Source organism: Allobosea sp. P1_A7, assembly GCF_056406775.1.
Genome location: NZ_JBFTZN010000159.1, coordinates 1 through 15,062, shown reverse-complemented (window position 1 = coordinate 15,062; position 15,062 = coordinate 1). Strand labels below are relative to the sequence as shown.

The following is a 15,062-nucleotide window of genomic DNA, read 5'->3' as shown; positions in this document are numbered from 1 at the left end:
GTCCGAGGTCGCCTGTGCCGAGATTGCTCCCGCTCGCGGCGACATGATCGCCGAGGGTGCCGAATATCTGCTTGCGCTCCGCGGAGATCCTGTTTCGCGCACGGCGCTACTCTCGACGACGATCCAAACCGCGATGCTGATGTCACGGATTCTCGACGCCCCAGCGTCGCGCAAGAGCGACGGCGCGCTTGGCGAACGTCTGTTCGTCTTCACCGACGATATCGACGTCACCAACCGGATGTTTTTCGCAATGCTCGATGCCGAGGGGCGTCAGCGGAACGGTGTGCCGGACTTGCGAAGCAAACCGAATGGTGGCCTTGCGGTCCTAAGATTCCCGAGCGCAAACCAGTCCCGGAAACTGCACGGGCAAGACTGGGAGGCAGCTACTGAAATTGGCCATAGCCTCCAGGCGCAGGACCGAAAATCAGTTGGACGCGTCATGTCCATGGACCCTGGAGTTGGGAACAACCTCGACATCATAGTGGCGACCGCCGCGCTTGAGGTGGGTTTCAATGACCCTCGCGTGGGCGCTGTGATTCAGCACAAGGCGCCGCGCGATGTCGCCCAATTCCTGCAACGCAAGGGCCGAGCAKGACGCTCGCGTCGCATGCGGCCTTGGACCATCGCCATACTCTCAGACTATGGGCGCGATCGCATTGCCTACCAAGGCTACGACCTACTGTTCGATCCTGAGTTGCCGATGCGATCGCTTCCGACAAGCAATCGATACATTCAACGTATCCAGTCAGTCTATGCGACTCTCGACTACTTGAGCCTCAACGCAGCGTCCGATCGTGCCAGCATATGGCAGGATCTGGCGACCCCTGCTGAGCGGCCACAGGATCGTGACCGACAGACACGGATTGCTCGGGTCCTTCAACGAATACTGACCAGCGCCGGCGAACAAGATCGCTATGCCGAGTTTCTCGGCCAGGCGCTGCGCCTGGGCGCGGAGGACGTTCAATCACTTCTTTGGGAGCAACCCCGACCACTCCTCACCGAGGTGCTCCCGACGGCGGTTCGACGGCTCGAGACTAATTGGCGTTGGCGCGGCCATGTACGCGATGACTATTGGCTTCGCAACGCACCGCTGCCGGAGTTTGTGCCGGAAAATCTGTTCAGCAATCTCAACTTGCCAGAGGTTCTCATTACCCTTCCGCCGTCACCGGGTTCGACGGACAAAGAAGATGTCATAATGCCCATTGGCCAAGCGATGCGCGAATATGCGCCGGGACGAGTGTCGCGGCGCTTCGGCCTGAAGCACGAGCGAGAGCGGCATTGGATCGCACCGCCACTTGATGTGATGCGCGAACAGGCGGTCCCCCTCGCTGGCTTTGTCGCCGGAGAGGAGATCGGGCACTGGGCGGTGAACACGGCGGCAGGCGTAGCGGAGGTTCCCGTATTTCGGCCGCGTCGGCTCAGGGTAGAACTGCCGCCTGCAAATGTGGTTGATACCTCTAATGCTCGGGTCAAGTGGCGCAGCCAAATAGTCGCGCGGACGACCGGAAACAGTGTTGCACCGCCCACCGGAAGCGGATGGGCTACTCTTGTAGAGGCGACGCACTTCTTTACTCATCAGGGCCACAGCCCGATCGAAACGCGTCGGCTTGCCCTCGGCAGCGACGCTAACATCCTATTCCAGGATGGCACGTCGGCGATCAAAGAATTCTACTACGAGGCTGATGGGCAACGCGTGGCGTTGGGCTTTTCGATCGCGGTCGATGGCCTATGCATGCGCCTCGCGCTACCAGTGAATTTATGGGAGRGCCTCGGCGAGGAAGAGGGACCGCTCCATAGAGCGATGCGGACGGCCTATTTCTACCATCAAGCGCGTAACGGCCCGCATCTCCCTGCGATCGACAATGTCTTCGCTCGCGATTGGCTCGCGCAGCTCCTACTTGCGACTTTGACCAATGAGGCGATCGCCAAGGTCGTCGACCTCGCAACCGCAGCGCATAATCTCGAGCGCGGCGATGCCGATCTCGACCTTGTCCAGACGCTGAACATCCTCTTCCAGTCTCAAATCGTTGATGACGTTAGCGCCCAGGGCAATGTCCAGGACCGACTCCGTCAGGACCTCGCCGCGCACTTGGCCAATCCGCAGGTAATCCCAAGCCTTCTGACGCTCGCGCGGATTCTCTACGAGCCAGCAACTGTCGACTGGGAGATTTGGCTGCGTGAGCGGTTCGCTGCCACGATCGCAGCGGCCGCGTTGTATGCGATTCAGAGCCTCTGCCCTGAAGTCGACACGGATGACTTGGTCGTCGACATCAACCCTGGTCCACGCGAGTTGGAGGACATCTTCGCCGGCACGACCCTTGGGGAGCTTTGGATCAGCGAGCTCTCGCCTGGCGGCAATGGCCATGTCGAGGAGATCCAGCGCGTCTATGCCGAGGATCCTCGGCGGTTCTTTACATTGATGACGGCGGCGCTGCGCGAGAATGATTTCGCACTTAGCGATTTCCAGTTGAAGCGCTTTGTGACCGAAGCCGTTGAACAGCCCCCAAACGAACCGCTTCCGAGCGCGCTCCATGCAATGCGCATTGCTGCCGGCGCCGAAGAAGCCCATCAGGCGTTCACAAACCTCCGTCACGTCATGGCCGGGCAGGGCTATGTCACATCCCACGCATTCATGGTCTCACTCGCCAATCGTGTGCTGCGGCCGGGCTCGAGTGGCGACAGCGACCTCTTTCTACGTGACGCCTTGCAACTGTGGGACGGTGAGGAGGCCCGACTAGGCGTCGAGCTCGACGCGCGCGTTATTGCATATCGCCTGTCGCGCAGCAGCGAACTCGATCAAGCCCTCGGAGCGGCCGGTATCGATACGCCGGGCATTAATCCTGACCAATGGCGGTTCAGCGTGATTTGCGGGCTGCTCTGGCCTCGCGGCGCCCATATCCGCCAAGCCGGTCTCGGCCTCTATTCCACCTACTGCGAACTGCCGGCTCCCGAGACTTTGCTTGTGCGGTCATTTCTCCCCGAGGGTTTCGGCCACCTCGATCTCGCCGACCCCGAATGGCGTGCGCAATGCCTCGAGCAGTTAGCGCGATCGGGCGCGGTCACGTTAGTGTGCACGCTTGCCCAGAGCGATCGCCTTGCCGACGCGCTGAATTTCCTAGCCACAAACCCGGTCGAGACCGATTATCTGTCTGTGTTCGCCAGAACGCAGGCGATCCGCCGGGTGGGTGATCGGCTGGAAGCAGACATCGACGTCGCGGAGGCGCTGCAATGAGCTTTGCTACCCGCCGCATCTTCAAGAGCGCCATCACCAGCCAGAACCTGATCCGAGAGCTTCTCCAGCAGATGTTGCTTTCAGAACTGTTAGCCCCGGGCGGGGATCGCGCATGGTTGGTCAGCCCCTGGATCAGCAATGTCGTCCTGCTCGACAATCGGGCTGCGGGGTTCTCCGCAATGAACCCAGACTGGAAAGCGCGCGAAGTCCGTTTGATCGAGATCCTCACCTACTTGATGGTCCGAGGCACACCGCTCGGGATCGCGACCAGCTTTGATGCGCACAACGACTCCCTGCTAGCCGCGCTCGAGATCGCAGCACAGGAAGCGAGTGTCGCCGGCAGGCTCACCATCGTCCGTCGCGAACTCCTCCATACCAAAGGGCTTTTGTTCTCGCGAGGCCTGCTCACGGGCTCGATGAACCTCACATTCAGGGGCCTAGAACTCAATGATGAGCACGTAATTTACGACACGACTCGGCAGACAATCGCTCAGGCGCGCATCGCCTTCGAATCCTACTTAGCGCACGTAGGCTGACATGGCGGAGTCATCGCACGCCCACTGGCTTCAGCGGTTCTTCGTACCGCCCAATGGGGTCGACTGGCCGAGCATTTCGGCAGGCACCGAACCGGCGGCGATCGCGGAAGTCCTGCGACCTTGGCTCAAGCTTCTTGAGGACGAGTCGAGCAGCGCGCCGATCATCCTGCCGTTCGTGCGCAATGCGAACATTAGCGGTTGGTATGCCACGGCACGCGAGGCTGGGCGCACCGAGGAACTCTACTACCTGCTGAACGCCTGGTTCGGTTGGACGTGGTTATCACGCTTCGACCGTACGACGCCCGCCATGACGGACCCGATGGCAGCGGCACTGCGGGACGCCTTTGGGACAACGGTTTTCCGGTTCGCAGGTAGCGACGCCGCCGCCAATCGCCGCATCTCGACCGATCTCGGGTCACTTGCCACTCTGCTTACGCGTCGTCCGGCCCGTCTTAAAATCGAGCGACGGCCGGTCGGAACAATCCGGACCGAATTCGATCGCGCATTGCTAATCCGCGACGAGGCAAGCGCGAAGGCGTTGGCTGAGGAACTCAGGCACAGCGGCAGGCTCAATGACGAGAATCTACGCTATCTTGATGTTCGACTTCGCGCGGGCCTGGCCCTCTGGCCGCAAATCGCGCACGATCATTGGCTCCTCAAGACCCTTTCCGAACTCCTCCTTCCGCCCCAGATCATCGCCGATCTGATCGAAGCTCTTTACCGAACCTTTCTCGATCCAATCGAAGCCACTGCCAGCGGAGATGATTTACTCGCCGCCTTCAACGAGCATATCGCTGACCGCTATCCGCGACTATTTGCTTCGCGTCGTGGGGTTCGCACGGCGCGCGTGGTCAAAGCATTCTTGCTGTTCGAGCGAAGGCAGCCCACGCCCAATGTCCAGATCCTCAACGAACTGGCGGCACTGCTCTCGGACGCCGATCGTGGGAAAGAGCCGTTTGCGAGCCTTGCGATGCTCGCGGAGCCAGCAGTTTTGGTCCCCACGGATCTCGAGGCCGCGGACGAGTCCTTTGAGGATGGTAATTTCGATCGCGCGTTTGAACTTTACCTGGCGCCCCCAGCATCCAAAAGATCCCTTAGCCGGCTGATATTTTGCGCGACGCTTATTGGAACCCGCGACGTGATCGAAAAGCTGGTCGCGAAGGTTGAGCAGGCAGCAAGTTCTTTCGACGAACTTGCTCCTACAATCCGCGCTAAGTTCGACGAATTGCTCGCCGAGCGTTTTCCGAACGTCGGTCCAGTTGTTCCAGATGAAAACGGCGCGCTGCCCGTCGCACCGAGCGACTGGGTCGAATGGGCGGAGCGCCTGCGGCACGGTAATGCAGTACCTCTCGCAAGTGATGCCGCAGTCACGTGGGATGCCGGGGTGATCTCGAATAGCTTGGGAGAGGCTAAGGCTTTTGCCGACGCGGTCGGCAACGCGAGCGGTGCTGCGGCGGAGAGCGTCCGCCACGCGGTTCCGTTGATCTACGGCGCCTTTCTCGGCGATCAGATGGACGCGGGAACTGCAACCAAGCCAATCGCCAACACGCTGTTCATGTTGATCGCAATGGAAGATGGGCTTTCGCAGGTAGACCTTGGACTGCTGCTGCAACTCCTCGGGCAATTGTTGGCTTCAGGCATGACGAACAGCGAATATATATCGCTGGTCGACGCACTAAGCGATGTCCAAGAGCGGGTGGGATCCTACGCCCATCTTGCCTGGTCGCTGGATGTTGCCGAAACGCTCGCGGTTGTGCCGGCCCCCTCTCGGGAGGCGCACAGTGTTCGCCAGCAATTTTTCCTGCTCGTTCTAACAAAGACGCATGCGTTCGAGCATCGCCTGCGCRCCGATGAGCGGCACGCGTTCCGCATTCTCGCGCGCGATTACGGAGTTGATCTGGACGCGCTCGGCCAAGTTGGACGACKGGAAGCTGAGGCGGACGCAGAGGCGCTGCCGGACCTGTGGGGTAAGACAATCGGCGTATACACCCTCACCGAAGCTGCAGGCGCGAGAGCTAAGAACGCGCTTGAGACTATGTTTCCAGGTGTCACTGTTACCCTCAATGCGGATCTAGTTGCGACCGCGAAGCTCGCCAGCCTTGCGAAGAATGCAAACTATTTTGTGTTCGCGTGGCGAAGCAGCAGCCACTCGGCCTATTATTGCATCAAGCACGCCATGGGCGAGCGTGAGCCAATCATAGCGATGGGCAAGGGCACTGCGAGCATCTTGCGCGCAGTTATCGATACGGTTCGGTGATCATTCGCGTCTTGACCTTGGTGCCTACAATTGGCCGGTCAGGAGCGAAAGCTATAAACCTGTTTGGGCAGTGCGCCGATCGACAAGGCCGACGCGGCAAAGTTAGCGCGGCACTTCGATGCTGGCGTAGAACGACAATCGTCCTTGCCGCTACGCCTAGCGGATCAGCCCCAGTCAGAAAGGAAGGCGGCATTCAACTTTGCGGGGCGCGAGGAAGGGAACGACGCGTTACATCCGCAACCGGCCGCTGGAAAAGCCCCGAGCCGACGCTCACGGCGGCTCAAGAGTTGATTTCGAGCGCGATCTGATTGAACATGCCGGCCTCGCCAGAAGCCTCGGTCACGCGCCTAAGAGCTGCGACCCTTGTGATCCACTGCCGGGCTCCGYGCGCTCGAATAATCGCTCGCATGCCTCCGCCTTGGCGGCCCTCAACAACAGATTGGTGTAACTTAGCAAGTCGCCCGCCAGCGATATTTGTATCTCTCGTGTGGCAAGGAGCTTTCGGGCCTCCAAAGGGCCTGCGCCAAGGAACCATGCGATGACCAAACAGTCCGGGTTGATGTTCCTCGACGACCCGGAGCCGTCCAAGAAACTCCTCGCAATCGAAGACCAGGACGCGCGGTTCCAGTTCGTCGAGAGGCTAGTCGACTTCCTTATCTGCGAGATAATGCGTTACGGGAAGCGGTGCATCGATCAATGACAGTCCAACAAATCCCACATCTCTCAGCCATCAACGCATTGCCGAAAGGCCTTCTCTATCCTCATCAATCCGACGGTGTTTCGTTCCTGATCTCCAAGGGCCGCGCAATACTCGGCGATGATATGGGGCTTGGTAAGACCCGCCAGGCTATCGTGGGTATGCAGATCGCAGCGTCAACCGGGATGATCCTCGTGGTCTGTCCCGCCTCGCTCAAGCTCAATTGGCGGCGCGAAATCAAGATGGTCGATCCCAATGCCAGGATCGAGGTTCTGGGCGTATCGGATGGAGCCCAGAGTGATCCACGCTGGTTGATCGTGAACTACGATCTACTCGCCAAGCATGCCCAGCGGTTGCACGCAATTCAGTGGGCCGGCGTCATCCTCGACGAGGCTCATTTTATCAAGAACAATAGCCAGAGAACGTCACACTGCCTCAAGCTGCTTGGCGTCTCCAACAATGCCCGCGAGGMCGTCATCGGGCCGCGACAGGTTTATCTGCTCACCGGCACCCCTCTAACCAACCGGCCGCGGGACCTGTTCAATCTCCTTCGTTGCGTTGGTCATCCTGCAGCACGGAGTTTTATCGCCTTCGCCAAGCGATACTGCGATGCCTACCAAAACGATTATGGCTGGGTCACGACCGGAGCATCAAACCTTGGGGAACTGAACCTGCTTATGAAGGAGATGATGCTCCGTCGAAAGAAGGAGGAGGTTCTCGACTTGCCGCCAAAAATCCGCAGCTGGGTTCCGCTGGCGGTCGAGAGTGCGGCCGCCCTGAAGGCGCAGCGATCCTTCGCCCAGTGGTTTGTGGCATCGGACGCTTCACAGCCCAACGACAAGAATTTCCTCGCTCAACTCACCAAGCTCCGGGTGGCACTCCACAAGGCCAAACACCGAGCCGTGGAAGAGCGAATACGAGACGTGATCTCGACCGACCGCAAAGTGGTCCTGTTCACAGCCTTCACCGACGGCCTGAACAAGCACAAAGCGGTTTTCAGCGGGGAGTGCGTCACGATCTCCGGCTCAGATAGCGCCGAACAGCGAATGCAGGCCGTCGATCGGTTCCAAAATGACCCCGAGGTGCGCGTTGCGATCTGCAATATCATTGCCGGTGGTGTCGGCCTCACGCTGACGGCCGCAACCCATGTGATCTTCCAGGATCTCGATTGGGTTCCGGCGAACCACCTTCAAGCGGAAGATCGCGCATATCGCATGGGTCAAACTGAGCGGGTCACCGTTGAATATATGCTCGCGGACGGCACCCTCGATGTGTTTATCGCCGATCTCCTTGAAGCCAAGCTTCGGATGATAAACGCGGTGGAAGCGGACGAGGTGCCGAACACGTCAGTTCTGGACGAACTCTACGCAAAGCTGCGCTCACTTGGTCCGGCGCTGCTGCAGGAGAACAAGGCGCTGCAGGCGACTGGCGAAGTCCTCGCTCGCCTGGAGGCGCTTGCAAAGGCTAACCTTCCACAAGCCTCCGACAAACCTCTCCTTGAGACCGGCGTCCATGAATTCAAGAGTTCTCGTGACCCCAGCCTGGTGTACCGCGTAACCTTTGGACGGGCCGGGCATCTTGAATGTACCTGCCAAGGCTTTCGCTGGAGCGGCAACTGCAAACATGTTCGAGAGGTAAGGGGGAGTACGAAGCCCTCCTTGTCTATCGATCCCACGACATAGAACCAGCCCCTGATGGCGAGCTTCTCGTAGGGATATTCGCTCGGAGGAAGCAACACGCGCGTAGCAATCCGTCACCGTGGTCAAGTCCAAAGTTTCCGTCGACTGATGCACAAGTGCTCGACGCGGGCGCGCATTGGGGTTCAGGTCAACCGTCTTCTGCGGAAATACGGTTATCCGCCGTACCTTCAAAAAAGCTGCCGTCCGAAACGTCTTACAGCAGGCGGACGCGTTGCCCGCGGAATGGGCAGTTTGAAGTAAGAGTTGCACGTCGGCTCAGACGAGCGAAATACATTTTCGGCGCTGCCCTGCGCGCTCCGAGGCTTTTGAAGCGCTGCCCCGATGCGATGAAGGCGGCAAAATGGCCGGGCCCAACGGACTAATATGGAGGAACAACTGCTTATGCTGACCACACGCTACGACGAGGCATTCCAATACGCGCATGATTTACATCGTACCCAAACGCGCAAAGGGACCAAAATTCCCTATATCTCCCACCTACTGACCGTCTCGGCGCTCGTCGTTGAGCACGGAGGGACCGAGGATCAGGCAATCGGCGCGCTTCTTCACGACGCCGCCGAAGATCAGGGCGGGGCCAAAACGCTCGACGAAATCAGAAGGCGTTTCGGCGATGCCGTCGCGCAGATAGTCTATGATTGCACCGACGCGTGGATAGAGCCCAAGCCAGACTGGCGCCCCCGCAAGGAAGCCTATCTTGCAACCTTGCCAGGCAAGCCGACGCAATCCTTGCTCGTATCGCTCGCTGACAAGACCCACAACGCCGAAGCCATTCTCTTCGACTATCGCGTTCTTGGCGATCAGCTTTGGCAAAGGTTCACTGGGGGAGCTGCAGGCACACGGTGGTACTACAATGCCTTGGCCGAAGTGTTCTTGCAGGCCTTGCCCGGACGATTGTCAGACCGGCTATCGCGCGCAGTGGCAGCTTTCGCAGAATGAGCGAGGCGGTCGATTGGGACGAGGTGCGGCTCCTTCTGGACGCCCTCTACACCGGCTCGGATCGTGGACCTCCTGCGCGCCCTCGCCGCTTAACTCGCGAAAGGTCAGCGCCGTTGCGCAGCCCCGCTCAAATCCGGCACTGACGTGCCGCCCGGCTAGTAACGGCGACTACAGGCCGCCCATTTCTTTCAGGTGGGCTAGGATCTCGGCGAGAGAAGGGCTCGGGGCTTTTGCCCGGCACTGATCCACCAGTGCCTGATTGCGCGGGTACAACTGGTCGTACTCCGCCTGAGGTGCCGCTTCCGCCGCTTCCGGCGAACTCGCCGCCTTGCTCTGATCCAGACGGGTGTCTCGAGTGCTCTGATTCAGCCCATAGTTTCTTTCGGTCAGAGTTCAACGAACTGTTTACCAAGATCCCGGCTCTGCCCCCAGGATGCCTTCCCATCGAAGACCGCCGTGGAGAGCGCTCGGCCCGATTCCGCCAGAGCATTTTGACAACGACCAGCGCTTCACAGTTTCCGTCGACGTCGATAGTCGTCGGTTTCGGTCGATGCCGGCCTGTTGCAGAGGCAGAAGGGCGAGGACAAGAAGAAGCAGCCGGAACCCGGCGCGGTTCGATGAGCGAGCGCGCTCGGCCCGATCCCGGGCCACTTCGGCAACGACATCCCGTCACCGGAATGGCAAATGCAGCGCTCGCCGCCTATCTTGATGAGCGCAACAAGGGAGTGGGCACCGGCAAGCCTCCGAAGCAGCCAGCCTCCAGGCCGGTCAAGATCGGCGACTACCAAAGCGCGCTCGGTCCGATCCCGCCAGAGCGCTTAGACAACGACCAGCGTCCACTTGCGGGCGACGAGCCAAGCGCGTCCCGATCAGCGCCGCGGACCCGTGCTGCCGGTCACGCGCCCGCTGGAATCGCGGAAGGTCGTCGTGCCTTGGCTGTGGGTGGTAGCGCGGCCAGTGACGCGGCCATCCGCGCCTTAGAATGTGGTCGAGCCTTGGCTGTCGCTCGCCGATCTTCCGGTGATACGCCCGGAGTTGTCGCGGAACGTTTGCGACTGCTGCGCCGAGCCCTTCCCCGCAACTCCTGCAAGTAACAGCGCGGCGATGAGAGCGGTCGTCTTGCTCATGGGCTCCTCCGCTTGTCAACGGCGGCCGGATTCCAGGCCACTTGGGCGGAGCAAAACCAGGCCAGCGCTGGCGATGTGAGACGATAAGCCAAGGGCCCCGATCGGGGCCCTTGGCTTATCGTCGCTTTCGTTTCTGATCAGCTCTCCATGATCTCGCCGGTGTCGGGATCGACGTGTTCGGCCGTGGCCTGGTTTTGCTCCGCCGCGGCGTTGGCGCGCCGGCGGCCGGCGGATTGTTTCAGCCGATAGCTGTCGCCGTTCATGGCCAGGATGCTGACGTGGTGGGTGAGCCGGTCGAGCAGCGCGCCGGTGAGACGCTCCGATCCCAGAACCGAGGTCCAGTCCTCGAAGGGCAGGTTCGAGGTGACGATGGTCGAGCCGCGCTCGTAGCGCTGCGAGAAGGTCTCGAACAAGAGCTCGGCGCCGGTCGGCGAGAGCGGCACGTAGCCAAGTTCGTCGACGATGAGCAGCTTCACCGCCTGCAACTCGCGCTGCAGCTTGAGCAGGCGCTTCTCGTCGCGGGCTTCCAGGAGTTGATTGACCAGAGAAGCCGCGGTYGTGAAGCTGACGGAGWAGCCCTTCTGGCAAGCCGCCAGGCCAAGTGCCAGCGCGACATGGGTCTTGCCGGTGCCGCTATTGCCGAGCGCGATGATGTTCTCGCGGCGCAGGAGATAGCCACAGCGTGCCAGTTCCAGGACGAGCATTTTGTTGAGGCCGGGGATGGCGGTGAAGTCGAAAGTGTCGAAGCTCTTCACGGCYGGGAACCGCGCCGCCCGGATCCGGCGCTCGACCGTGCGGCGTTCGCGGTCGATCAGTTCGAGCTCGATCAGGCGCAGCAGATAGCGGGCATGATCGACGCCATCACGCGCGCATTCACGGGCGACCTTGTCGTACTCGCGCAGCACTGTCGGTAGCTTCAGCTGCTTGAGGTGATGGGCCAGCAGGACTTGCGGCGTGCCGCTGGTCGTTCCCGTCGGCATCGCGTGGCTGGTGTTGCCGGTCATGCCGCTTCCTCCGGCAGGAGCACGGCATAGTCGGCGGCCGAGGTCGTCCTGACCATCGTCCTGGGCAGGTGAGGATAGGCAGACAGATCGAGACGGGCCGGCCTGCGCTCGATCTGAGCCAGCGCGATCAGCTTGACCGCGTCGAAGCCGATGGCGCCGAGCCGGATCGCCTCGGTCACCGCGAAGGTCACGACCTCRAGCGACATCGCCTCCAGCAGCCGCAGGACCTGGATGAACTCGCGCTTGCCGCGATTGCCCATGCGAGCTTCCAGCAGATGGCGCAGGTGCTGGAAGACCTCGGGCAGATCCCATCCCTGCAACGCCGCCGCCTGGTCGAGCGCATTGGGCTTGGTCTCGATCAGCGCGAGATAATGCAACGGGTTGGAGACGAAGGCGCCTTCGCCATAGCAGCGCGGGTGACGGGCAATCTCGGCTCCGCCGCACAGGATCACGACCGCGTCGACGAAGCCCTTCWCCACGACGTCCTGGAAGCCGTAGCGGGTCGGCACGGAGTAGTCGTTGGAACGGTAGCGAACGAGTGAGGTCGACGAGACCCGCGCGCTGCGCTTCTCGCACGGTTCCAGCGGCACGGCCGGCAAGGGACGCAACGCCGCCAGATCGGCGATGAGCCGGTTCCCGATCGTCCCGGCATGSCGYCCGGCCCGCTCGCCCTGCCGGGCACGGCAGCGTTCCGCCAGGCCGGCGTTCAACGCCTCGAAGCTGGCTGCCACCGGGATCGGTGTCATGAAGTTCGAGCGGGCGAACTTCACCAGGCCCTCGACCTTACCCTTGTCGTTGCCCTTGCCCGGGCGGCCGAAGCGATCCCGGAACAGGTAATGGCTCACCAACTCGGTGAAGGCACGCGTGCGCTCGCGCCGGCCGTCGCCGCAGATCTTCGCCACCGCGATGCGCGTGTTGTCGTACAGRATCGACAGCGGCACCCCGTCGAAGAAGCCGAAGGCCGAGACATGCCCGTCCAGGAACGCTTCCGTCGTCTCCCGCGGATAGGCCTTCACGAAGCAGGCGTCCGACTGCGGCAGGTCCATGCAGAAGAAATGGATCTTCTGGCGAACCCCGCCGATCACCCCGATCGCTTCGCCAAAATCCACCTGGGCGTGACCCGGTGGATGCGCCAACGGCACGAAGGTCTCGCGCCCACGGGCCCGGCCGATCCGCACGTAGTCCTTCACCACCGTGTAGCCGCCGGCAAAGCCATGCTCGTCGCRCAGGCGCTCGAAGATCCGCTTGGCCGTATGACGCTGCTTCACCGGCGCACTCCGGTCCGCGTCCAGGATCGCATCGATCACAGGCAACAGCGGACCAAGCTTCGGCTTCTCCGCCGGCTTCGTGCGCGTGTACCCCGGCGGCAGCGAGAACCGGCACATCTTCGCGAAAATCACGAACCGCCGCGTAGACCTCCACCGCGAACATCCCCGCCAACCCCAAAAGGGATCAGCCTATCCAACTGGTTGGCTTTTACGCCGCCCGCGCCACCACAAGCGAGGGCGCTTCATTGGATGGTTTTGTCACCGCCCTGCACAGGCGAGCGCGCAGTGCGGCCCGCTCGGTCCGCTCTGCCTGATCCCGGCTCAGGTCGTCGCGCTGCGCGAAACCGGCCTCGATCGCCTCGAGCAGAACCTGCTCATCGACCGGCTTGGTCAGAAAATCGACGGCCCCGGCCTTGAATGCGCGCCGGCAGGCGGTGACATCGCCATGGCCGGTGATCACAACCGTCGGCATACGCACTGCCTCGGTGGCCATCCGTTCGAGCAGCTGCAGACCCGAGACCCCCGGCATGCGGATATCGACGACCACGCAGCCATCCTGCCGCGGATCCGGGCGATCAAGGAAAGCCTGCGCGCTCGAAAACGGCTTCGCGGCGAATCCCATGGTCTTCAACAGCAGGGTCAACGCTTCCCTGACATCGCTGTCGTCATCGACCAGATAGACCGTGCGTGCAGCCGGCTTCATTCCGCAGCAACCTTCCGCTCCGCGATCAAGGCGGGGATACGGATCGCGAAGACGGCCCCACTCGCCGCTCCGTTCCGGACTTCCATGCGTCCGGCCGCGCTTTCGACCAAGCGCTCGCATAATGGCAGGCCAAGGCCCATTCCGCCGCTCTTGGTCGTGAAGAACGGCTCGAAGAGGCGCGCCATATCGGCATCCGCGATGCCGCTCCCCTGATCCGCGACCGAAATCACCGCCTCCCCCGCGACCTCCCGGACCGTGATCGTGATCACGCGCCGCTCCTCCGGCATCGCGTCGAGCGCCTCGGCAGCGTTTCGAACCAGATTATGCACGACCTGTTCGATGGAAACGCGATCCACCACCGCCCATGGCGGAATGGGGCTCAGCTCCAGCCGCAACGTGATCGCGCGCTCCTGCAGGTCGCGTTCGACCAGTTCGACCACATTGCGGGTAATCTGGTTGAGATCGGCAGGCTGCCGGACCGGATCACGTCGTGAGACATAGGCCCTCAGCCGCTCCAATATCTCGCCCGCCCTCCGCGCGTGACGGACATTGGCTTCAAGCACGCTCACGAGTTCGTCGGGGGTTTTCCCTCCCGACCGAGCCAGGCGAAGGCCCGCCTGGCTCTGGCTGAGGATCGCCGTCAGGGGTTGGGTTATCTCATGGGCAATGCCGGACGCCATTTCACCGACTGTATTGACCCGCATCGCATGGGCCAGCCGGGCCTCATGCTGGTGCAGGCGCATGGCCTCCCTTGCGCCCGCCGTTCGCCGTCTCTCGCGCCGGATCACCAGCAACAGGAAGACCGCGAGCCCCGTCGCGGTCAGTACGACGAATGCGGTGCGCGGCGGGAGGAGATCCGCCAGAACCGGCTGCCCGGCGAGGTGCAGCACGAGCGGCTGTGACCGACTGCCCAGCGCCCTTTCATAGGTGAGACGGGGGATCACTCCCTGTCCGGGAAGGGTTACCCCGGTCTGAACGAGGATCGCTCCGGCAGCATCCCGAAGCACGGGAGCGATCTCGTGCGGCAGGCCGCCCTCCGGTTCGACCAGGAGCTTGCCGTCGATCATCAGGATGAGCGCGCGGACTTCGGACGCAGTGTCGGGAAGGCGCTTGACCAGCGCGTAGAACGGCGTCCCCCCTCGGCTGGCGACCGTCCCAGCCTGCCCTGGCCCGAGTTCGCGGAGCTTTCCCGCAAGCGCCGCCATGTCGAAATCCCGGAGAGCAGATGGTGGGCTGCCGACATCCATTTCGGATGACTTGGGGAAATCGATCAGGGCGACAGCAGCGATGCGGGGATAGAAGCGCTGCATCGCCTCGACCACAGCCTGGAAGGTTGCGGATGATGCATCCGAGCTTGCGAGGACTGCTGCGAGACTGGTCAGATGAGCGTCATGCTGATCGACGCGCTGCGACAGAACGCGGTGCAGAGTGCCGCCATCCCGCTCCAATCCGTCCCGCACCCGAACGAATTCGGTAGCAGCCGCCAGGGCAAGGGCGATGAGCGCCAGCGGTATCCATAATCCGAGAAACGCGAGGAACCGTTGCTTCACGAGGGTGCGCCTAGTTTAGGCCAACCTATCGCGCAAGCCGTTCGCAGTCACC

Annotated in this window: 10 protein-coding genes and 1 pseudogene; 6 read left to right on the top strand and 5 right to left on the bottom strand. The window is 61.8% G+C overall.

The features are described 5' to 3' along the window. The first annotated feature begins 43 nt into the window (after positions 1-43). The 6 genes from dpdJ (at position 44) to AC1D34_RS24035 (ending at position 9,358) form a co-directional block, all read left to right on the top strand. Positions 44-3,232 carry a protein DpdJ gene (gene dpdJ / locus AC1D34_RS24060; RefSeq protein ID WP_476825538.1) on the top strand — a complete coding sequence of 1,063 codons (3,189 nt, stop codon included), beginning with the start codon at positions 44-46 and terminating at the stop codon, positions 3,230-3,232. Further along, a complete protein-coding gene (gene dpdK / locus AC1D34_RS24055) occupies positions 3,229-3,768 on the top strand; it encodes a phospholipase D-like domain-containing protein DpdK (protein ID WP_476825537.1) in 540 nt (179 codons plus the stop codon). Before dpdJ ends, dpdK begins: the two co-directional genes overlap by 4 nt. A gap of 1 nt (position 3,769) precedes the next feature. Further along, positions 3,770-6,025 (top strand): protein DpdD, encoded by a 2,256-nt coding sequence (gene dpdD / locus AC1D34_RS24050; protein WP_476825536.1) that lies wholly within the window; start codon positions 3,770-3,772, stop codon positions 6,023-6,025. A 538-nt stretch (positions 6,026-6,563) separates the two neighbouring features. Beyond that, complete coding sequence (locus AC1D34_RS24045; protein ID WP_476825535.1) at positions 6,564-6,725, top strand: hypothetical protein; 162 nt, start codon at positions 6,564-6,566, stop codon at positions 6,723-6,725. Then, positions 6,722-8,404 carry a DEAD/DEAH box helicase gene (locus AC1D34_RS24040; protein ID WP_476825534.1) on the top strand — a complete coding sequence of 561 codons (1,683 nt, stop codon included), beginning with the start codon at positions 6,722-6,724 and terminating at the stop codon, positions 8,402-8,404. Before AC1D34_RS24045 ends, AC1D34_RS24040 begins: the two co-directional genes overlap by 4 nt. Before the next feature lie 399 nt (positions 8,405-8,803). Beyond that, positions 8,804-9,358, top strand: a complete 555-nt coding sequence (locus AC1D34_RS24035; protein WP_476825533.1) for an HD domain-containing protein — start codon at positions 8,804-8,806, stop codon at positions 9,356-9,358. Between the two features lie 977 nt (positions 9,359-10,335). On the opposite strand, the gene AC1D34_RS24030 is transcribed toward AC1D34_RS24035, so the two are convergent. The 5 genes and pseudogenes from AC1D34_RS24030 to AC1D34_RS24010 form a co-directional block, all read right to left on the bottom strand. Beyond that, a complete protein-coding gene (locus AC1D34_RS24030) occupies positions 10,336-10,485 on the bottom strand; it encodes a hypothetical protein (protein ID WP_476825532.1) in 150 nt (49 codons plus the stop codon). Positions 10,486-10,622: 137 nt separating this feature from the next. Further along, a complete protein-coding gene (istB, locus tag AC1D34_RS24025) occupies positions 10,623-11,465 on the bottom strand; it encodes an IS21-like element helper ATPase IstB (RefSeq protein WP_476825539.1) in 843 nt (280 codons plus the stop codon). 20 nt (positions 11,466-11,485) lie between these two features. Beyond that, positions 11,486-12,883 (bottom strand): annotated as a pseudogene (gene istA / locus AC1D34_RS24020) (IS21 family transposase); the annotation flags it as partial. Between the two features lie 82 nt (positions 12,884-12,965). Continuing rightward, complete coding sequence (locus tag AC1D34_RS24015) at positions 12,966-13,460, bottom strand: response regulator transcription factor (protein ID WP_476825531.1); 495 nt, start codon at positions 13,458-13,460, stop codon at positions 12,966-12,968. Continuing rightward, complete coding sequence (locus AC1D34_RS24010) at positions 13,457-15,010, bottom strand: sensor histidine kinase (protein WP_476825530.1); 1,554 nt, start codon at positions 15,008-15,010, stop codon at positions 13,457-13,459. The genes AC1D34_RS24015 and AC1D34_RS24010 overlap by 4 nt, the downstream gene beginning before the upstream one ends. Positions 15,011-15,062 lie beyond the last annotated feature (52 nt).

Excerpts from the sequence above, each read along its gene's own strand:
- dpdK (WP_476825537.1), top strand. The coding sequence starts at position 3,229 with ATGAGCTTTGCTACCCGCCGCATCTTCAAGAGCGCCATCACCAGCCAG.
- AC1D34_RS24045 (WP_476825535.1), top strand. The coding sequence starts at position 6,564 with ATGACCAAACAGTCCGGGTTGATGTTCCTCGACGACCCGGAGCCGTCC.
- AC1D34_RS24035 (WP_476825533.1), top strand. The coding sequence starts at position 8,804 with ATGCTGACCACACGCTACGACGAGGCATTCCAATACGCGCATGATTTA.
- AC1D34_RS24030 (WP_476825532.1), bottom strand. The coding sequence starts at position 10,485 with ATGAGCAAGACGACCGCTCTCATCGCCGCGCTGTTACTTGCAGGAGTT.
- AC1D34_RS24015 (WP_476825531.1), bottom strand. The coding sequence starts at position 13,460 with ATGAAGCCGGCTGCACGCACGGTCTATCTGGTCGATGACGACAGCGAT.